Consider the following 20,042-nt stretch of genomic DNA (forward strand, 5'->3'; position numbering starts at 1 on the left):
ATACAATAATAGGGAAGATTTTAAAATTAGAAAAAGGGGGAGACAGATAGATTTATGGCTGATTACTTAGTAATAGTAGAATCTCCCGCCAAAGCAAAAACGATTGAAAAATACTTAGGCAAAAAATATATCGTAAAAGCTTCAATGGGACATGTACGTGATTTACCGAAAAGCCAAATGGGTGTAGATGTAAAGAACTATTTTGAACCAAGATACATTACGATCAGAGGGAAAGGTCCTGTTCTGAAAGATTTGAAAGCTGCTGCGAAGAAAGTGAAAAAGATTTACCTCGCAGCCGACCCTGATCGTGAAGGAGAAGCGATTGCTTGGCATTTGGCACATAGTCTTGAAATGGACGATCAATCCGATTGCAGGGTTGTGTTCAATGAGATTACAAAACAAGCTATAAAAGATTCGTTCAAGAGACCACGTAAGATCAATATGGATCTTGTGGATGCTCAACAAGCTCGACGGATTTTAGATCGCCTGGTTGGTTACAATATCAGTCCTTTGCTATGGAAGAAAGTGAAAAAAGGTCTTAGTGCTGGTCGTGTCCAAACCGTGGCCTTACGCTTGATCGTTGAACGTGAAAAAGAAATCCAGAATTTCAAACCAGAGGAATATTGGAAAATCAAGGCTGTCTTCGATAAGAATGGAGAGCAATTTGAAGCTTCCTTCTTTGAACTGAATGGAGAAAAAGTAGAATTATCGAATGAAGAAACAGTAAAGGAAGTATTGAAACACATTAAAGGTGATTCATTTGATATCACTTCTGTGCAAAAGAAAGAGCGGAAGAGAAATCCTGCTGCTCCATTTACAACATCTTCATTGCAACAGGAAGCAGCAAGAAAACTGAATTTCCGTGCAAAGAAAACGATGATGATGGCACAGCAGCTGTACGAAGGAATTGATATCGGAAAAGAAGGTACTGTCGGTCTGATTACGTATATGAGAACCGACTCTACTCGTGTATCTGATGTTGCGAAAAATGAAGCAAAAGATTATATTACAGAGCAATATGGTTCAAATTTCACGAGCAATCGAACAAGCGGCAAAAAATCCAATAATGCGCAGGATGCTCACGAGGCTGTACGGCCAACGTCAACCCTGCGGGATCCGAAAACAGTCAAACCCTATTTGAGCCGTGACCAATATCGTCTTTACAAATTGATCTGGGAACGTTTCGTTGCAAGTCAAATGGCTCCAGCAATCATGGATACGATGGCCGTTAACTTGGATAACAATGGCGTACGTTTCCGTGCAAACGGTTCAAAAGTGAAATTTCCTGGGTTCATGAAGGTTTATGTCGAGGGTAATGATGATAACAAGAAGGATGATGATAAAATTCTTCCGGACTTAAGAGAAGGAGACTCAGTCAAAACCGAAGAGATCGAACCGAGCCAGCATTTCACTCAACCACCGCCAAGATATTCCGAGGCAAGGCTGGTAAAAACGATGGAAGAGCTTGGGATCGGTCGGCCATCGACTTATGCTCCGACTCTAGATACTATCCAGCGTCGAGGTTATGTTGCATTAGATGCAAGGAAGTTCGTCCCGACAGAGCTTGGGGAAATTGTTTTAGATCTGATTCTTGAGTTCTTCCCGGAAATCATTAATGTGGAATTTACTGCGGAGATGGAAACGAATCTTGACCATATTGAAGAAGGTACGGAAGAATGGAAGAAGATCATCGATGCCTTTTATAAGGAATTTGAAAAGAAATTGAAGGTAGCCGAAGAAGAAATGAAGGAAGTGGAGATCCAGGACGAGCCTGCCGGCGAGAAGTGCGAGAAGTGCGGAAGTGAAATGGTTTTTAAAATGGGCCGATACGGTAAGTTCATGGCTTGCTCTAATTTTCCGGACTGCAGGAATACGAAACCGATTGTGAAGGATATCGGAGTTAAATGTCCAAAATGCAATGAAGGAAATATCGTGGAGCGTAAGAGTAAGAAACGACGTATCTTCTATGGTTGTGATCGATTCCCTAAATGTGATTTTGTCTCTTGGGATAAACCAATCAACCGTCCTTGTCCGAAGTGCGATAGCATGCTCGTCGAAAAGAAATCGAAGAAAAGCACCACAATTCAATGTACGAATTGCGACTACAAAGAGAAACAAAATTAGGGTGATGGAAAGTGAATTTACAAGCAGTTAATGTCGTTGGAGCAGGACTAGCAGGAAGTGAAGCTGCTTGGCAGTTAGCGAAACGCGGGATAAAAGTCAATCTATATGAAATGAGACCGAAAAGACAGACACCTGCTCATCATACGGATAAGTTTGCAGAATTGGTCTGCAGTAATTCCTTGCGTTCAAATGCATTGACGAATGCAGTCGGCGTACTGAAAGAAGAAATGAGACACTTAGATTCTGTCATCATCCAAAGTGCTGATGATTGTTCTGTCCCTGCCGGCGGTGCCCTTGCAGTCGATCGTCATGAGTTTGCAGCCAAAGTGACGGAAAGAGTGAAAGGTCATCCGAACGTGACAGTCTATGAAGAAGAGATCCGTGAAATACCAGAGGGACCAACAATCATCGCTACAGGTCCGCTGACGTCCGAAGATCTATCTAAAGCATTATTATCATTGACTGGTGAAGAATATCTTTATTTCTATGATGCGGCAGCCCCGATAATCGAAGTGGATAGTGTCGATCGTGACAAAGTCTATTTGAAGTCCCGTTATGACAAAGGGGAAGCGGCTTATCTCAATTGTCCGATGACCGAAGAAGAGTTCGGTCGTTTTTATGAAGCGCTTATTTCAGCAGAAACGGTCCCTTTAAAAGAATTTGAGAAGGAAATATTCTTTGAAGGCTGTATGCCTGTCGAGGTCATGGCGAAAAGAGGGAAGAAGACATTGCTCTTCGGACCGATGAAACCAGTAGGATTGGAAGATCCGAAAACCGGGAAACAACCGTATGCGGTCGTTCAATTGAGGCAGGATAATAAGACTGGTACACTTTATAATATCGTTGGCTTCCAGACCCATCTGAAATGGGGCCCACAGAAAGAAGTCATTCGATTGATCCCTGGTTTGGAGAATGCTGAAATCGTCCGTTACGGTGTCATGCATCGAAATACGTTCATCAATTCACCGAACTTGCTTAATCCGACATACCAATATAAAGATCGGGATGACTTGTTCTTTGCTGGTCAAATGACTGGTGTGGAAGGCTATGTAGAAAGTGCAGCATCAGGATTGATAGCTGGAATCAATGCAGCTCGACTCGTGCAAGATCAGGAGCCGGTGATCTTTCCACTGGAAACAGCCTTAGGTGGTATGGCAGAATATATTACAACTGCGAATCCGGATAATTTCCAACCGATCAATGCAAATTTCGGACTCTTCCCTCCTCTTGAGAAAAAAATCAAGAATAAGAAGGAAAGATACGAAAAAATAGCTGACAGAGCATTGGAAACAATTCAGAATTTTTTAACAAAAGTGTGAATATATATTGTCAAGACCTCTAAGTTGTGTTACGATTTAGGGGTCTTTATGCTAATTGTTTCACTATTCAGAAAATAATAGGAAGTTGATTGTAATATGCAAGAAGACATCCGTCTTTTTATTGAGTATCTGCAAATTGAAAAGAACTGTTCGCAGCACACGGTCATTAACTATCAGCTTGACATCGACGATTTTGTTGAATTCATGAAGCAGCAAGGCTTGTACCAATTTGCTGCTGTTTCTTATGTACATGTCCGTCACTATTTGACGGTATTGCATGAAAAGAAATATGCCAGGAAAACTGTAGCTCGAAAAGTCTCAACATTAAGAAGCTTCTACCGCTTTTTGATCAGAGAAGAATGCTTAGAACAGAATCCTTTTAAAACAGCAAGCTTACCTAAACAAACCAGGCGACTCCCCAAATTCTTTTATGAAGAAGAACTTGAGGAGTTGTTTGAAGTTTCGGACTTAAACACACCGTTGGGTCAAAGGAATCAAACATTGCTCGAACTTCTTTACGGAACGGGAATTCGAGTCAGTGAATGTTGTGAGCTTTCTTTAAAAGACATCGACCTTACGATTGAGACTATCCTTGTTAGGGGGAAAGGTCGAAAGGAAAGGTATGTCCCGATCGGCAGCTTTGCAATCGAAGCCATTGAGCGCTATTTGCAATCTGGCAGGAAGACATTGATGAAAACAAAAGAGCACGATAAACTTTTCGTGAATTATAAAGGAGATCCCTTAACGGATCAGGGTGTGAGAAAAGTTTTGAAAAAAATGATTGAATCGACATCATTGACGATGAACATCACACCTCACATGATGCGACATACGTTTGCAACCCATCTATTGAATGAGGGCGCTGATCTGAGAGCTGTACAGGAACTATTGGGTCATTCTCAACTATCGACAACCCAAATATATACACATGTTACAAAAGATAAATTACAGCAGATGTATCGCAACTTTCATCCAAGAGCTTAACAAGGGTTAGGAGTCAATGAAGGGAGGAGGTCGAGAATGAATACATTCCATGCTACAACAATTTTTGCTGTACATCATAAAGGCAACTGTGCGATGGCAGGCGATGGGCAAGTGACTTTCGGAAATGCCGTAGTGATGAAACATACTGCAAGGAAGGTTCGTAAACTATATGATGGTAAAGTTCTTGCAGGATTTGCGGGTTCTGTAGCAGATGCATTCACGTTATTTGAAAAATTCGAAGCAAAACTCGAAGAATTCAACGGAAACTTACAACGTTCTGCTGTTGAACTTGCAAAAGAATGGCGTGGTGATAAAATGCTACGTAAATTGGAGGCGATGCTGATCGTCATGAACAAAGAGACGCTGTTACTCGTTTCTGGTACCGGCGAAGTCATTGAGCCTGATGATGGGATATTGGCGATCGGTTCAGGTGGAAATTATGCTTTGTCTGCGGGAAGGGCACTAATAAGGTATGGAGAACATCTAACTGCCGCTGATATTGCGAAAAGCGCTCTGGAGATCGCTGCAGAAATTTGTGTTTACACAAATGACCAGATCATTGTTGAACAATTAACTTGAAACGGGGGAGTTTGACACGATGAAAATGGATTATACACCAAGACAGATTGTTGAACGACTTGATCAGTTTATTGTTGGTCAGCATAGTGCGAAGAAAGCGGTCGCAATTGCGCTTCGTAATCGATATCGCAGAAGTTTGATCGATGAATCGATTCGAGATGAAGTCGTTCCAAAAAATATATTGATGATTGGTCCGACAGGTGTCGGGAAAACTGAAATCGCTAGAAGGCTGGCCAAGATAGTCGGAGCTCCATTTATAAAAATCGAGGCGACTAAATTCACTGAAGTTGGATATGTCGGCCGCGATGTCGAATCTATGGTACGTGACCTTGTAGAAACATCCATCCGTATCGTTAAAGAAGAAAAGATGGCTTCAGTTAAAGAACCAGCTGAACAGAATGCAAATAAGAGACTTGTAGAATTGCTTGTCCCTTCTAAGAAAACCGAACAAAATGCTTATAAAAACCCACTCGAAATGTTATTCGGAAATCAACAACAGCAAAACACGAATGACAATGCTGATAATGATAAAGATCAAATCGCTTCGAAAAGGAAGCAGATCGCCCATCAACTTGCTCTTGGTGAATTGGAAGACCACTATGTCACTGTCGAAGTAGAGGAGCAGAACCAAAATATGATGGATTTGTTCCAAGGTTCCGGTATGGAACAGATGGGCATGAATATGCAGGATATGCTCGGCAATCTGATGCCGAAGAAAAAGAAAAAACGGAAGCTTACCGTAAAGGAAGCAAGGAAAGTTTTAACCCATGAAGAAGCCCATAAACTAATCGATATGGACGAAGTTGGTCAAGAAGCTGTTACAAGAGCCGAACAAACGGGTATGATTTTTATAGATGAGATTGATAAGATTGCTGGGAAAGGAAATCAATCTGCTGACGTCTCACGTGAAGGGGTCCAAAGAGATATATTACCGATTGTAGAAGGATCGACTGTTGTCACGAAATATGGACCTGTGAAGACAGATCATGTGTTATTCGTATCCGCAGGTGCGTTCCATATTGCAAAACCTTCTGATTTGATTCCAGAGCTTCAAGGAAGGTTCCCGATCAGGGTCGAGCTCTCCAGTCTTACCATTGACGATTTTGTCTCGATACTGGTGGATCCTGACAATGCTTTGACAAAACAATATAAAGCTCTTTTGCAAACTGAAGGTATAAACATAGAATTTTCTGACGATGCTATTCGTAGAATTGCGACTATCGCAACTGAAGTGAATCAACATACTGACAATATTGGAGCAAGAAGACTTCATACGATTTTGGAAAGATTGCTGGAAGATTTATCTTTTGAAGCCCCAGATATTAATCTTGAGACTATTACAATTACTCCGGAATATGTCGATGAAAAACTAGGAGCGATTGCAAAAGATCGAGACTTGAGTCAGTATATCTTATAATACTTAGGAGGAGTTACAAATGAATTTATTAGAAAAAACAAGAAAAATCAATGCTTTACTTCAAGAGTCTGGTGGTAAACCAGTAAACTTTAAAGAAATGGCCGGTACATTGTGTGATGTGATCGAAGCGAATATTTTCGTAGTTAGCCGCCGTGGAAAACTACTTGGATTCTCTCTTGTACAGGAAATTGAAAATGAAAGAATGAAGAAGATGCTTGTAGATAGACAATTTCCTACTGAATATACGAAGAACCTTTTCAACATCACTGAAACTTCTTCAAACCTGGATATCAACAGTGAATATACTGCTTTTCCTGTTGAGAACAAAGATCTATTCGGTAAAGGACTTACAACGATCGTACCTATCGTAGGGGCTGGGGAACGTTTAGGGACTTTGATTCTTTCAAGATTAAATGAATCTTTCCAAGATGACGATCTGATCCTTGCTGAATACGGTGCAACGGTTGTAGGTACAGAAATTCTCCGTGAAAAATCTGAAGAGATCGAAGAGGAAGCTCGTAATAAAGCTGTTGTACAGATGGCGATCAGTTCATTATCTTATAGTGAACTAGAAGCGATTGAGCATATTTTCGAAGAATTGGATGGAAATGAAGGGCTTCTAGTTGCAAGTAAAATTGCTGACCGTGTGGGAATCACCCGTTCCGTAATTGTAAATGCGCTTCGTAAGTTGGAAAGCGCTGGTGTAATCGAGTCGCGTTCACTTGGAATGAAGGGTACTTATATTAAAGTGTTGAATGATAAGTTCTTACATGAGCTTTCTAAATTAAAAGCGATCTAATAAGGAGAAAGGGCTGACATTGATATGATCCCCACATAGTAGACAGAAAAAAGAAAGCACATTAATCTGTCTATTATGGAGGGGATTTTTCTATGGGGAAAATGAGACAATCATATGATGTTGCATTTAAGAAAAAAGTAGTGGATCTATATATTAAAGATGGTATGGGCTACGATACGGTTGCGAAGGAAGTAGGTATTTCTAGTTCAGTTGTACGTCGTTGGGTTCAACACTTTGAGGCAGAAGGAATAAAGGGTCTCGAGGAAAAGCGCGGGAAAGCAAAAGGACCTGGGAAAGGCAGACCAAGAACCCGTCCTGAGGATCCAGAAGAGAAAATCAAACGATTAGAAGCCGAGAATGAAATGTTAAAAAAGTTCTTAGGGAAGTAAAAGGGGGTATGGAAGCCGTATCAACAGGTACTAAGTATAAAGTGATTCAAGATATGTCCAAGAAACAATACCCTGTCCAACTTCTATGTGAACTTGCAGGGGTATCAAGGGGCGGATATTACAAGTGGTTAAAGCGTCAGGAAGCCCCCTCTTCTAAACAGTTAGAGGATGATAAAATCAAGAAGTTAATCATAAAGTGTCACACAAAGCTCAAGGGGATTTATGGTTATAGAAGGATACATGTCTGGCTTAAGTCGGTACACAATTTACATATGAATCATAAACGGGTTCAACGCTTGATGGGTGAATTGGGAATAAAAGCCATCATAAGAAGAAAACGGCCCTACTACGGAAAGAAGGAAGCTTATGCCATCTCAGAAAACCATTTGAACCGAGATTTTAAAGCCTCTAAGCCAAATGAAAAATGGGTAACAGACATTACATACTTAATTTTTAATGGACAAAGATTGTATTTATCGGCTATTAAAGACTTATACAATAACGAAATCATCGCATATAAAATCAGTCAAAGAAACGACCTTCAACTAGTAATGGATACAGTAAAAAAGGCAAGAAGAAAACGGAGTGTAAAAGGAATTATCCTTCATAGCGATCAGGGATTCCAGTACACCTCAAAACAATATAACCAACTGCTTAAAAAATACAAAATGAAAGCGAGTATGTCTCGAAAAGGAAACTGTTGGGATAATGCTTGTATGGAGAACTTTTTTAGCCATTTTAAAACAGAATGTTTTCACTTATACTCTTTCCGAACCTCTGAAGAGGTTAAGTTTGCCGTCCACCAATACATACGATTTTATAATCACCAGAGATTTCAAAAGAAATTAAACAACCTGAGTCCCTATAATTATAGAGCTCAGGCTGCTTAAAAATGCTTTTTAATTTCTGTCTACTTGACAGGGGTCACTTCACATCGAGTCGGTCTTTCTTTTTTGTTCCCCACAAAGGTACTGTAGAGAAAAGAGTCTTACATGTAAACATGACGACTTCTTTTCTGCAGTACCTTTGTTTCGCTGCGCTCAAAAATCAAGGTTTTTTGGAAAACGGCGTTCTAGATGGGCTTCATGATTTTTGTACCGTTTCTAGTCATTGATATGGTTGTCGCAAGTTATTGATGGCGATGGGGATGATGATGCTTCCTCCAGTCATGATTTCTTTGCCTTTTAAAATATTGCTTTTCGTCCTTGTTGATGGTTGGTATTTGATTGTGCAATCTCTATTGGAAAGTTACTAGAGATGAGAAGGTGTTTGTTCTATGGACTCACAATTCGTTATTTCCCTTGCTGAAAAAGGAGTTTACACGACGTTGATCATCAGTGGACCATTGCTTATATTGGCTCTTGCGGTCGGACTGTTCGTCAGCATTTTTCAAGCTACAACTCAAATTCAAGAGCAGACACTGGCGTTCATTCCGAAGATTGTCGCTGTACTCGTTTCCCTGATCTTCTTCGGACCATGGATGCTGATCCAAATGGTGGCATTCACTCATGAACTCTACAGCAATATCAATAATTATATAGGTTTATAGATTTTATGGCGGAATTTGTAAATAGTATACCAGCCTTTTTATTAGTCCAGGTAAGAATAACAGCATTCATGGCAACCGTACCGATCTTTTCATATCGAAATATACTAGTCATACATAAAATCGGATTCTCTGTGGTATTTTCTTTCTTTATCCTTACCACATTGCAGACACCGATGGTCGCCCTGAATGGAGAATATATCCTGCTGTTGATGAAGGAACTGATGATTGGGTTGAGCATCGGGTTCATCGCGTCGATACTCTTATATGGTTTACAAGTAGCTGGGGGGTTCATCGACTTACAGATGGGATTTGCAATTGCAAATGTATTCGACCCGCAAACTGGTATCCAGACACCACTCGTCGGTAGGTTTTTATATATTTTCGCGATTTTATTCTTACTTACGATTGATGCACATCATATGTTCCTGAATGGCAACTATCAAAGTTATCAATTTGCTTCGATCGAACGTTGGGCTTTCATGTTCGATGACGGGAATGTAGCGAGATTAGTAGCGGATACTGTTGTGAAGATGTTCTACATTGCATTCCAAATGGCGATTCCAGTGGTGGGATGTTTGTTCCTGGTCGATTTGGCTCTAGGAATCATTTCAAGGACTGTACCACAAGTGAACGTGTTCATTGTCGGTCTTCCGTTGAAAATCTTTGTCAGTTTCGTTGTATTAATGCTTGTCATACCAGTAATCTTCCAATTGGTCGGTTCGTTAAATATCGAAATGCAAGAGTCTATCCGGAAGCGATGAAAAAGATCAGAAGCGATCTAGGCAAGGATGCAATCATTTTAAATTCAAAAGAAATCCGTACGGGAGGTTTCCTAGGTTTTTTCACAAAACCATCTCTTGAAGTAATGGCCGCACTTGACCCTGACCCTGTTATAAACGAAAGAAGCAATGGCTACTATAGTCCGCAGAACAAAATACCAAAAATGACAAATAATACAACGAAACAATATGAAACCCAAAAGTTCACACATCAGTCAACCAAGCCAATTTTAGCGGATCAGAACATGAAACAAACATCACGACCAATCCCGTTTCCAGAAAAGATCACGAAAGTAATCAGACGTCTGGAGAACAAGGAGTACAAAGTGAGCTGAGAGCTGACTTATCAAAAAGATTGCTGAAAAAGTGGTATCGGGAGGAATCAGAAAAAGAAGCAGATGACTCGATTCATAAGTGGATGAGGGAAGAGATACTTAGGTGAGCCAGTTCCAGCTAAGCCAGGAAAGCCAATAAAGCTCAAAAAATGAAAAAATTCGATAATCGATCATCCCTCTGACGGTATCTATGCTACAGCAGATGGACAAGTCAGTTATCAAAAACGGGCTGTACACGTATTCCCTGTTTATGAAGTGAAAGGCGATTTGGATTTGAAAACAGGAAATCTTTCCTTTATAGGGAACATACACATTCATGGGGATGTGCCATCAGGCTATACGATTTCCGCATCCGGGTTTCCGGTATTGTAGAAGCCTCGACATTGAAAGCGGGTGGTTCTGTTTTCATTCAAAATGGAATCGCCGGTCAAGGGAAAGCCATCATTGAAGCCGGCTGCAACCTCTATACGGGATACATTAATCAAGGGATAGTGAAAATTGGCGGTGACTTGCATGTCAGGCTTATCAATTACAGTGAGGTAGTGGTCGACGGTTCGATTTTTTGCCAAAAAGGGAAGGGGATCATCTTTGGCGGACATATAAGTGCAGGTAAAGATATTTTCGTCAACCAAACAGGAACGAATCTTATGACAAAAACGTTTCTCTACATCGGAACTCCTGCACACTTTCTTGATAAATGCAGCCACTTATCGAGACAGATTTCAATAGAGGAGGAAAATTTGAAAAAGCTTAAAACTCTCCAAAAAACGCTTGAATCAAAAAATGAAGCAAACCTTAGTGGAAAAGAGATGCTCCACTTGTTGAAAGTGAAAAATACATTTGGGCAAACAGAAAGGTGATTGAACGGATTGAATAAGGAATTAGACGAATTGAAGGATGATCTAATACCGAATACTGATCAGGTGCTTGTAATCAATGGTGTACTCCATCCTTGGGTGGAAGTGACATTCGGAAAATATAAAAGGGTGCTGCTACACGAGTATAAAGCAGTTGAGCTCAAGTTGGCATCAAGTGAGATCGTCATCCAATTATAAGATAGGAGAATGAGTGATGAGTTTAAAGTTGATTGAGCTTCAGGTTGCAATACCGAGAACCCAGGATGCTGGGAAAGTTCAGGAAAAACTTCAACAACAATCACAAATCAATCAATCTCAAGCTGGTTCAATGAAAAAGAAAACGTGGAACGGAACCGCACTTCAGTGGAAAAGCAGGAACATATTGAAAAACAACAATTCAATGGCCGACAATCTAACCAACACCACCAACATCAAAAACGAGAAGAACATAACCAGGAAGAAGAAAAGGTCAAGCATCCATACAAAGGACAACGAATCGACTTTTCTGGTTAGGAGAGGAAATAATGACAGGATTTTTACTCGGGATAAGTTTTATCATCCACATCATTACTATTTTATCTATTATTATCGTATGGAAACGATCAGGTGCTGCCGAGCAACAGGATCTCAAAGCTATGAAATCGGAAATGGAAGATATCCTGATAGCTTATACGACTGAAATGAAAGAAGAGAACGATGCTTTCCTGAAGGAACTGGCTTCCCTTCAACATAAAAAGCCAGCTGGAAATCATTACAACGATAGACAGATTGATGCCACACTTGAAAAATCGAAGAAAAATCTGCAAACCAGGGATGTAACGGATCTGGAAAATGAGGATGCCTCCTATTCACCCCCTATAATTGAAGCAAAAGAAACATTCGGAGCTTCTTTATCATCACAAATTTTAGCCATGCAAAGACAAGGGTATTCCTTAGATGAAATCGCCAAGAAAGTTAATAAAGGCAAAGGCGAAGTAGTACTTATGTTAAAATTTTATCGAGATGGGCAATAGGTACTTGCTAGTTCCATCTGGTTTATGTTATATTTATTCTCGGTGTTTATGTACTATGTAAGTATACACACATCACACACGTTCGTGGATTCACCCACAGGTGCTGTAAAGTAGTTGAATTGTTCCGGTCAATATTACCGCCGGATTTCTTTGTTACGCGCCACTCAGGTCCACATGCAGGTCACACTGCATTCAGGACTTAGTGACTGCCGTGCCTCGAAATTCTTGGTCCTGTTGATTCACAAATTTAACTAATATGATACAGTTGTGGTTGATCAGAAGCGGGCGGAGGAAAAAACCATAGGAGGTGCCATTCATGGCAGTAATTTCAATGAAACAATTGTTAGAAGCTGGTGTTCACTTCGGTCACCAAACACGCCGTTGGAACCCAAAGATGGCACGTTACATCTTCACAGAGCGTAACGGCATCTACATCATCGACCTTCAAAAGACGGTCAAGAAGGTAGAAGAAGCGTATAATTACGTACGCGACATCGCAGCTGACGGAGGAAAGATCCTTTTTGTCGGTACAAAAAAACAAGCACAAGAATCTGTTAAAGTTGAAGCTCAACGTGCTGGTCAATACTACATCAACCAACGTTGGTTGGGTGGTACACTAACTAACTTCGACACGATCCGTAAGCGTATTAAGCGTTTGAAAGATCTTGAAAAAATGCAAGAAGACGGAACGTTCGATGTACTACCTAAGAAGGAAGTCATCCTACTTAAAAAGGAAATGGATCGTCTTGAGAAATTCTTAGGCGGAATCAAGGATATGAACAGTCTTCCAGATGTTCTTTTCGTCATCGATCCTCGTAAAGAGCGTATTGCGATTGCAGAAGCACGTAAGCTTAACATTCCAATCGTCGCTATCGTCGACACAAACTGTGATCCAGACGAAGTGGATGTTGTCATCCCAGGTAACGATGATGCAATCCGTGCTGTAAAACTTCTTACTTCTAAAATGGCAGACGCTGTTGTAGAAGCTAACCAAGGAAGTGCTGAAGAAGCTGCATCTACTGAAGAAGAAGCAGAAGTGAAAGCGTAAAATGAATGCTCATTTAAGGGTGATAGAGGGGAACTGACCCTTTATCACCTTTTTTAAAGAAGATTTTGTTGCGAAATTCGTGACACTCCTGCGGATCGCCCGCGGAAAGGGAGTGAATGTCGCAAAAATCTACAATTATGAATAACAAAGACTTAAACAAAGAAAATCAATGTTTTTAAGGCTACATATTTAAAGGAGGAATTCACTTATGGCAGTAACTGCACAAATGGTAAAAGAATTGCGTGAAAAGACTGGCGCAGGAATGATGGATTGTAAGAAAGCTCTTACAGAAAATGATGGAGATATGGAGAAAGCGATCGATTGGCTTCGTGAAAAAGGAATCTCAAAAGCAGCTAAGAAAGCTGACCGCATCGCTGCTGAAGGTTTGACTCATATCGCTACAAAGGGCAATGAAGCTGTAATTGTCGAAGTTAACTCTGAAACCGACTTCGTTGCAAAAAACGATTCTTTCAAAAACTTGATCCAAGAAATTTCTGCACACTTGCTTGAAGCAAAACCTGCTACTGTAGAAGATGCGCTTAAGCAGACAATGACTGGGCAAAGCATCTCTCTTGAAGAGTATATCAACAATGTAATTGCGAAAATCGGTGAGAAAATTTCCCTTCGTCGTTTTGCAATCCTTGAAAAAGAAGACAACGACGCATTTGGTGCATACCTTCACATGGGTGGCCGCATAGGAGTTCTATCTGTAATTGGCGGAACTACTGACGAAGACCTTGCTAAGGATATCTCAATGCACGTAGCTGCTGTAAATCCTCGTTATGTGAACCGTGAGCAAGTATCTGAAGAAGAGGTTGCACGTGAGAAAGAAGTTTTGACTCAGCAAGCACTTAACGAAGGTAAGCCTGAAAAGATCGTGGAAAAGATGGTCGCTGGCCGTATCAACAAGTTCTTCGAAGAAATTTGCCTTGTAGATCAAGGATTTGTTAAAGATCCAGATCAAAAAGTTGGGAAATATGTAGAAAGTAAAGGCGGTACCATTAAAGGATTTGTACGTTACGAAGTGGGCGAAGGTATGGAAAAGCGTGAAGAAAACTTCGCTGATGAAGTAATGTCACAAGTGAAGAAATAATTTCATTCAATAGTATTCTTGGAACTTGAACAAGGATGCGAATGTATAAGAATTATTTCTAAAACATCCACAGAAAAAGGGAACACAGGTGTGTTCCCTCTTTTTCAAGCAAACCCATATTATAATGCAGGAAACGCTGATGGAGGGAAAAAATGAGTACGCCTAAATACAACAGAGTAGTCTTAAAATTAAGCGGAGAAGCGCTATCAGGTCAGGTAGGGAATGGAATCGACCCGCATATCATCAATTCGATTGCAAAACAGGTGAAAGAACTTGTTGAAATGAATGTTGAAGTTGCTGTTGTGGTAGGCGGCGGTAACATCTGGAGAGGTAAAGCTGGCAGTGAAATGGGCATGGACCGTGCCACTGCGGATTACATGGGCATGTTAGCCACCGTAATGAATTCACTTGCACTGCAAGACAGCCTGGAGAATATCGACGTTGAAACAAGGGTCCAAACATCAATCGAAATGCGCCAGGTAGCTGAGCCTTATATCCGAAGAAAAGCAATCCGACACCTTGAGAAAAAACGTGTAGTCATTTTTGCAGCAGGAACTGGTAATCCATACTTCTCAACTGATACAACTGCAGCTCTTCGTGCAGCTGAAATCGAGGCAGAAGTTATCCTGATGGCGAAGAACAATGTTGATGGAGTTTACACAGCCGATCCAAAAACCGATGAAACAGCAACCAAATATAAGAGCCTCTCTTATTTGGAAGTTTTGAAAGAAGGTTTAGCTGTAATGGATTCAACCGCATCTTCTTTATGTATGGACAATGATATACCGCTTATCGTTTTCTCCATTATGGAAGAAGGAAATATTAAGCGTGTTATCGAAGGAGAAAATATAGGAACCGTTGTAAGGGGGAAATAATATGTCAGATACAATCATCAAACAAGCAGATGAAAAAATGCAAAAAGCAGTCACTGCCTTTCGTAGAGAACTTGCTACATTACGGGCAGGCCGTGCAAATCCGTCACTTTTAGATCGTGTCTCTGTCGAGTACTATGGTGCACTTACACCCTTGAACCAAATGGCGAACATCTCGGTACCGGAAGCACGTCTTCTTGTAATCCAGCCTTACGATAAATCGATTATCGGTGAAATTGAGAAAGCAATCCAGAAGGCTGAGCTAGGTCTTTCCCCATCAAATGATGGAGATGTGATCCGGATTGCTATACCTGCTTTGACTGAAGAGCGCCGTAAGGAACTGGTCAAATTGGTGAAAAAGTATTCAGAAGAAGGTAAAGTCGCAGTTCGTAATATCCGCCGTGACGCTAATGATGAGCTTAAAAAACTTGAAAAGGGCGGCGATATGACCGAAGACGACCTTCGTCATTACAGTGATGAAGTACAAAAGGTGACAGACCGTTTCGTTGCTGAAATCGACTCCATCGCGGCAGCAAAAGAAAAAGAAATCATGGAAGTATAACATAATTCAAGTTAAAATAAGATAGAAAAAGACCCTCTTTTTCAATAGAGGGTCTTTTGATACATAATCGTCTTTTTTCGTCTATAATGGAACATGACCATAAGATTGGACAATCCCTTTTGATTGTTTGATTTATTCTCTCTGGGGGAGACTATATGTTAAATAAGCTTACGAACTTAACGAAAACTAAAAAAGAAACGACTGAAAACCTCGAACTCGATTTATCTCGTGTACCAAGGCACATTGCAGTCATCATGGACGGCAATGGACGTTGGGCCAAAAAACGAGGCTTACCTAGAATCGCAGGTCATCGTGAAGGAATGAAAGTAGTCCGGAAGGTCGTTAAACGTGCAAATGAACTGGGTGTCAAAGCATTGACCATGTATGCTTTTTCAACAGAAAATTGGAAGCGGCCGAAACCCGAAGTGGAATTCATCATGAAACTCCCTGAACAGTTTCTCATGACCTACCTTCCTGAGTTGATTGAAGAAAATGTACGTGTCCGGATCATGGGAGTAAAAGAAGGAATCCCTTCCTATACTCTGAAAGCTGTAAACGAAGCAGTGGATAGGACGAAGGATAATGATGGACTTATTCTCAATTTCGCTTTGAATTATGGAAGCCGCTATGAAATCACTTCTGCTGTCCGACAGCTTGCGAAAGAGATTGAAGAAGGAAAGATTAAATCTGATGATGTAAATGAAGAAATGATCGGTTCTTACATGATGTCCAAAGAAGTAGGAGATCCAGAATTGTTGATTCGGACGAGCGGTGAGATCCGGCTGAGCAATTTCATGCTTTGGCAACTAGCTTATACAGAACTCTGGTTCACCAACGTGTATTGGCCAGACTTTTCCGCATCGGATTTAGACAAGGCAATTTATGATTTTCAAAATCGAGGCAGAAGGTTTGGTGGGGTATAACCCTAGGAGGCTTTTATGAAGGAACGTATTACTACAGGAGTTATTGCAGCGCTAGTTTTCTTACCTATCGTCTTTATTGGCGGAATATGGTTTTATAGTGTAATGGCTTTGTTAGCTGTTATTGGTCTTAGGGAATTATTGAGGATGAGAGGATTCAAGCTTAAACAGGTGCCAGGAATCATTTCATTGTTCATGGTATTGATCCTTGTCATCCCTGGAGGATTGTTGGATTTAACTTATGATCTAAATACTTTGAAAATATTTGGGATCATCATCGGCCTGTATTCGTTATTGACGTGGACTGTAATCACGAAAAACGAATTCACATTTCAAGATGTCAGCTTTATCTTGACGGCTACCTTATATATTGGAATAGGATTCCTTTATTTCAATGAGACGAGAGCCCTGGAAAATGGAATCCGAATGATATTCTTTGTCTTGTTTATCGTATGGGCGACAGACTCTGGAGCATATTTTTTCGGGAAATCAATCGGAAAACGTAAGCTTTGGCCGGTAATCAGTCCGAATAAGACGATAGAAGGATCATTAGGCGGCTTATTATGTGCAGTCATTGTTGCTGTCGTATTCCAACTAATCCTGCCGATCTATTCAACGATTATCCTTGCTGTGGTAGCAGCGGTCGTTATAGGGACCTTCGGACAAATTGGTGACTTGGTCGAATCAGCTTTCAAACGACATTACGAAGTGAAGGATTCAGGTACGTTATTACCTGGTCACGGAGGAATATTGGATCGATTCGACAGTATCTTGTTCGTACTCCCGATTTTACATATCGTTCAGTTATTGTCGTAGTTGTTTTGGAATGGAGGAAAGTATGAAATATATCAGCGTGCTAGGTGCTACTGGATCGATCGGTACTCAGACATTCGAGGTCGTGAGGGCGCACCCGGAACAATTTAAGATAACATCATTTTCTTTTGGTACTAACATTCAGCTCGGGGTTGAATTGATTGAAGAATTCCATCCTGACCGTGTTTCTGTAGCGACAAAAGAATTGGCTGAGGAATTAAAAAGGACTATCAACCATACTTGTCTCGTATACTATGGGGAAGAAGGATTATTAGAAATCGCAACCGATGCTGCTTCAGACATACTTGTAAACGCAGTGATGGGTAGCATCGGGCTTGAACCGACATTAGCAGCGATTGACAAAGGCAAGACGATCGCCCTCGCAAATAAAGAAACGCTTGTTACGGCTGGACATATCGTAACGGACCGTGCAAAAAATAAGAAAGTAGATATCCTTCCGGTTGATAGTGAACATTCTGCTATCTATCAATGTTTGAAAGGTGAAAAGAAAAGTGAGATGTCGAAGTTGATTCTCACCGCTTCAGGAGGGAGCTTCAGGGATAGGACCCGAGCTGACCTTCAGGGGGTGACGGTTGAAGAAGCACTCAATCATCCGAATTGGTCTATGGGGTCGAAAATAACAATTGATTCTGCGACTATGATGAATAAAGGACTAGAAGTGATCGAAGCTCATTGGCTGTTTGATACGGAATATGATGATATCGAGGTCGTCCTCCATCGTGAAAGTGTCATCCATTCTATGGTAGAATTTATAGACGGAAGCGTAATCGCCCATTTAGGAACACCTGACATGAAAGTTCCAATTCAATATGCTCTTTCCCATCCTAATAGACTTGAATTACCTAGTGGGAAAAGGTTAAACTTAGTAGATATTGGAACCTTGCATTTTGGAAAAATGGATTTAGAACGGTTTCCATGTTTGAGATTCGCTTTTGAAGCAGGTAAAACAGGTGGAACGACGCCAACTGTTTTAAATGCTGCCAATGAAGCTGCAGTCGAAGCATTCCTGAATGGTCGGATTGAGTTTTTAGAGATTGAATCCTTGATAGAAAAGGCTCTAAATCAACACGTATCCATCAATGAACCCTCGTTAGAAGAGATTCGTGATGTGGACGTCGCTTCCCGTCGATTTGTACAATCCCTTATAGTGTAAAGGTGGTCACGTAAATGAATACATTTATTTCGATCGTAATTATCTTTGGTGCTCTCGTATTCTTTCATGAATTAGGGCATCTGTTATTAGCAAAGAGAGCCGGAATATTATGCCGTGAGTTTGCAATCGGTTTTGGTCCTAAAATTTTTTCATCTAAAAAAGGGGAAACCTTGTATACGATCCGCTTGCTCCCACTTGGTGGGTTCGTACGCATGGCAGGGGAAGATCCCGAAGGAATCGAAATAAAGCCAGGCAAACAAGTCGGATTGATTTTTGATCCAGATGGAAAGGTCAAACAAATTATTGCCAATCAGCTTTCACGTTATCCTGATGCCAAGGTGGTCACCGTCGAAAAAGCGGATATTGAGCATGACTTGGTTTTAAGAGGGCATGTAAATGATGAATTGACTGAATCATATCTGGTACACCCTCAGGCAGAATTTGTACAGGATGGTTTGCCGGTACAAATCGCCCCTTACGATCGCCAATTCGGTTCTAAATCTTTAGTCGATCGATTTCTGGCGATTTTTGCGGGGCCTTTGATGAATTTCTTGCTCGCATTTGTATTATTAGCTGTCTATGCAATGACTCAAGGTATCCCTGTTGATGAAGCACAATTAGGTAAACTTGATAAAGATGGAGCAGCGTATGAAGCAGGACTTCAAGAGGGGGATCGTGTCCTCTCTGTTGATGGTGAGGCTGTAAATACCTGGGAAGAACTGGTCAGAGTCATTCAACAAAACCCGAATGAAGAACTGCAGTTCACAGTCCAGAGAGATGGACAAACAGAAAAAGTGACAGTCACCCCTGATGAACGTGAAGCGCAAAATGGGGAATCCTCTGAAGGTTATATCGGTGTCTATATGCCGACTGAAGTTTCATTCCTCGGTTCATTACAATATGGAGTCGAGAAAACAGGCGAACTCACAGTATTGATCGTACAGGCCTTAGGGCAACTTGTTACAGGCCAGATATCTTTTGACAACCTGTCAGGTCCTGTAGGGATTTATAATTACACCGATCAAGCTGCTGAGGGAGGCGTCTTCGTTTTATTGCAATGGGCTGCTTTCTTGAGTGTCAACCTCGGTATTTTCAACCTGTTGCCGCTACCGGCACTTGATGGTGGAAGATTGACTTTCTTAGCAATTGAAGCTGTCCGTGGAAAGCCGTTGGACCCACAAAAAGAAGGGTTAGTCCACTTCATAGGATTTGCGTTGTTAATGTTACTGATGATCGTAGTGACATGGAACGACATCCATAAATTTTTCGTCAATTAAGATCAATCTGCTCACTTCCATGGCCCACTAATACAAAACCTGGCTCATCCACATCAGATGAACCAGGTTTTTTCTTTCATTCTATCTTGAACTCTCTTGATTTTCAGCTCATTCGTGTGAAAAATCCTTTCACACGAAT

General features: G+C 40.9%; 22 protein-coding genes and 2 pseudogenes. All 24 read left to right on the top strand.

From position 1 onward, the window contains the following. Positions 1 to 54: 54 nt before the first annotated feature. The 24 genes and pseudogenes from topA to rseP all read left to right on the top strand — a co-directional run bounded on the left by topA (position 55) and on the right by rseP (position 19,903). Complete coding sequence (gene topA, locus ACJROX_RS11935) at positions 55 to 2,124, top strand: type I DNA topoisomerase (RefSeq protein ID WP_408010979.1); 2,070 nt, start codon at positions 55 to 57, stop codon at positions 2,122 to 2,124. An 11-nt stretch (positions 2,125 to 2,135) separates the two neighbouring features. Next, positions 2,136 to 3,443, top strand: a complete 1,308-nt coding sequence (trmFO, locus tag ACJROX_RS11940) for an FADH(2)-oxidizing methylenetetrahydrofolate--tRNA-(uracil(54)-C(5))-methyltransferase TrmFO (protein WP_408010980.1) — start codon at positions 2,136 to 2,138, stop codon at positions 3,441 to 3,443. A gap of 96 nt (positions 3,444 to 3,539) precedes the next feature. Beyond that, positions 3,540 to 4,427 carry a tyrosine recombinase XerC gene (gene xerC, locus ACJROX_RS11945; protein ID WP_408010982.1) on the top strand — a complete coding sequence of 296 codons (888 nt, stop codon included), beginning with the start codon at positions 3,540 to 3,542 and terminating at the stop codon, positions 4,425 to 4,427. 36 nt (positions 4,428 to 4,463) lie between these two features. Beyond that, positions 4,464 to 5,006 carry an ATP-dependent protease subunit HslV gene (gene hslV, locus ACJROX_RS11950; RefSeq protein ID WP_408010983.1) on the top strand — a complete coding sequence of 181 codons (543 nt, stop codon included), beginning with the start codon at positions 4,464 to 4,466 and terminating at the stop codon, positions 5,004 to 5,006. 19 nt (positions 5,007 to 5,025) lie between these two features. Then, the gene (hslU, locus tag ACJROX_RS11955) at positions 5,026 to 6,423 is read left to right on the top strand and encodes an HslU--HslV peptidase ATPase subunit (RefSeq protein WP_408010984.1); all 1,398 of its coding nucleotides are present in this window, start codon (positions 5,026 to 5,028) and stop codon (positions 6,421 to 6,423) included. 19 nt (positions 6,424 to 6,442) lie between these two features. Continuing rightward, positions 6,443 to 7,222 (top strand): GTP-sensing pleiotropic transcriptional regulator CodY, encoded by a 780-nt coding sequence (codY, locus tag ACJROX_RS11960; protein WP_408010985.1) that lies wholly within the window; start codon positions 6,443 to 6,445, stop codon positions 7,220 to 7,222. Positions 7,223 to 7,314: 92 nt separating this feature from the next. Then, positions 7,315 to 7,611 carry a transposase gene (locus tag ACJROX_RS11965; RefSeq protein WP_408007393.1) on the top strand — a complete coding sequence of 99 codons (297 nt, stop codon included), beginning with the start codon at positions 7,315 to 7,317 and terminating at the stop codon, positions 7,609 to 7,611. Positions 7,612 to 7,619: 8 nt separating this feature from the next. After that, on the top strand, positions 7,620 to 8,501 hold the full coding sequence (locus ACJROX_RS11970; RefSeq protein ID WP_408007392.1) for an IS3 family transposase: 882 nt from the start codon (positions 7,620 to 7,622) through the stop codon (positions 8,499 to 8,501). A 186-nt stretch (positions 8,502 to 8,687) separates the two neighbouring features. Next, positions 8,688 to 8,866: pseudogene (locus ACJROX_RS11975) on the top strand (flagellar biosynthetic protein FliP); the annotation flags it as partial. Between the two features lie 21 nt (positions 8,867 to 8,887). Further along, positions 8,888 to 9,160, top strand: coding sequence for a flagellar biosynthesis protein FliQ (gene fliQ, locus ACJROX_RS11980; RefSeq protein ID WP_408010986.1), 273 nt, complete (start codon positions 8,888 to 8,890; stop codon positions 9,158 to 9,160). A 5-nt stretch (positions 9,161 to 9,165) separates the two neighbouring features. Further along, entirely contained in the window at positions 9,166 to 9,921 is a 756-nt protein-coding gene (gene fliR / locus ACJROX_RS11985) for a flagellar biosynthetic protein FliR (protein WP_408010987.1), read from the top strand. Continuing rightward, on the top strand, positions 9,918 to 10,274 hold the full coding sequence (locus ACJROX_RS11990) for a hypothetical protein (protein WP_408010988.1): 357 nt from the start codon (positions 9,918 to 9,920) through the stop codon (positions 10,272 to 10,274). The genes fliR and ACJROX_RS11990 overlap by 4 nt, the downstream gene beginning before the upstream one ends. Before the next feature lie 255 nt (positions 10,275 to 10,529). Continuing rightward, a pseudogene (locus ACJROX_RS11995) lies at positions 10,530 to 11,134 on the top strand (FapA family protein). Between the two features lie 9 nt (positions 11,135 to 11,143). Next, a complete protein-coding gene (locus ACJROX_RS12000) occupies positions 11,144 to 11,329 on the top strand; it encodes a hypothetical protein (protein WP_408010989.1) in 186 nt (61 codons plus the stop codon). A gap of 144 nt (positions 11,330 to 11,473) precedes the next feature. Then, on the top strand, positions 11,474 to 11,644 hold the full coding sequence (locus ACJROX_RS12005) for a hypothetical protein (RefSeq protein WP_408010990.1): 171 nt from the start codon (positions 11,474 to 11,476) through the stop codon (positions 11,642 to 11,644). 11 nt (positions 11,645 to 11,655) lie between these two features. Next, the gene (locus ACJROX_RS12010; protein WP_408010991.1) at positions 11,656 to 12,144 is read left to right on the top strand and encodes a DUF6115 domain-containing protein; all 489 of its coding nucleotides are present in this window, start codon (positions 11,656 to 11,658) and stop codon (positions 12,142 to 12,144) included. Positions 12,145 to 12,460: 316 nt separating this feature from the next. After that, positions 12,461 to 13,192 carry a 30S ribosomal protein S2 gene (gene rpsB, locus ACJROX_RS12015; protein WP_408010992.1) on the top strand — a complete coding sequence of 244 codons (732 nt, stop codon included), beginning with the start codon at positions 12,461 to 12,463 and terminating at the stop codon, positions 13,190 to 13,192. A gap of 208 nt (positions 13,193 to 13,400) precedes the next feature. Then, on the top strand, positions 13,401 to 14,285 hold the full coding sequence (gene tsf, locus ACJROX_RS12020) for a translation elongation factor Ts (RefSeq protein WP_408010993.1): 885 nt from the start codon (positions 13,401 to 13,403) through the stop codon (positions 14,283 to 14,285). 152 nt (positions 14,286 to 14,437) lie between these two features. Next, entirely contained in the window at positions 14,438 to 15,160 is a 723-nt protein-coding gene (gene pyrH / locus ACJROX_RS12025) for a UMP kinase (protein WP_408010994.1), read from the top strand. A 1-nt stretch (position 15,161) separates the two neighbouring features. Beyond that, complete coding sequence (gene frr / locus ACJROX_RS12030; protein ID WP_408010995.1) at positions 15,162 to 15,719, top strand: ribosome recycling factor; 558 nt, start codon at positions 15,162 to 15,164, stop codon at positions 15,717 to 15,719. Positions 15,720 to 15,874: 155 nt separating this feature from the next. After that, positions 15,875 to 16,642: an isoprenyl transferase gene (locus ACJROX_RS12035; protein WP_408010996.1), complete on the top strand. Its 768-nt coding sequence runs from the start codon at positions 15,875 to 15,877 to the stop codon at positions 16,640 to 16,642. A gap of 15 nt (positions 16,643 to 16,657) precedes the next feature. Beyond that, on the top strand, positions 16,658 to 17,455 hold the full coding sequence (locus tag ACJROX_RS12040; RefSeq protein WP_408010997.1) for a phosphatidate cytidylyltransferase: 798 nt from the start codon (positions 16,658 to 16,660) through the stop codon (positions 17,453 to 17,455). Between the two features lie 22 nt (positions 17,456 to 17,477). Continuing rightward, positions 17,478 to 18,626, top strand: coding sequence for a 1-deoxy-D-xylulose-5-phosphate reductoisomerase (locus ACJROX_RS12045; protein ID WP_408010998.1), 1,149 nt, complete (start codon positions 17,478 to 17,480; stop codon positions 18,624 to 18,626). A 14-nt stretch (positions 18,627 to 18,640) separates the two neighbouring features. Continuing rightward, complete coding sequence (gene rseP, locus ACJROX_RS12050; RefSeq protein WP_408010999.1) at positions 18,641 to 19,903, top strand: RIP metalloprotease RseP; 1,263 nt, start codon at positions 18,641 to 18,643, stop codon at positions 19,901 to 19,903. Positions 19,904 to 20,042 lie beyond the last annotated feature (139 nt).

This window comes from Pseudalkalibacillus sp. A8, from assembly GCF_045920555.1.
Taxonomy (GTDB): domain Bacteria; phylum Bacillota; class Bacilli; order Bacillales; family Fictibacillaceae; genus Pseudalkalibacillus.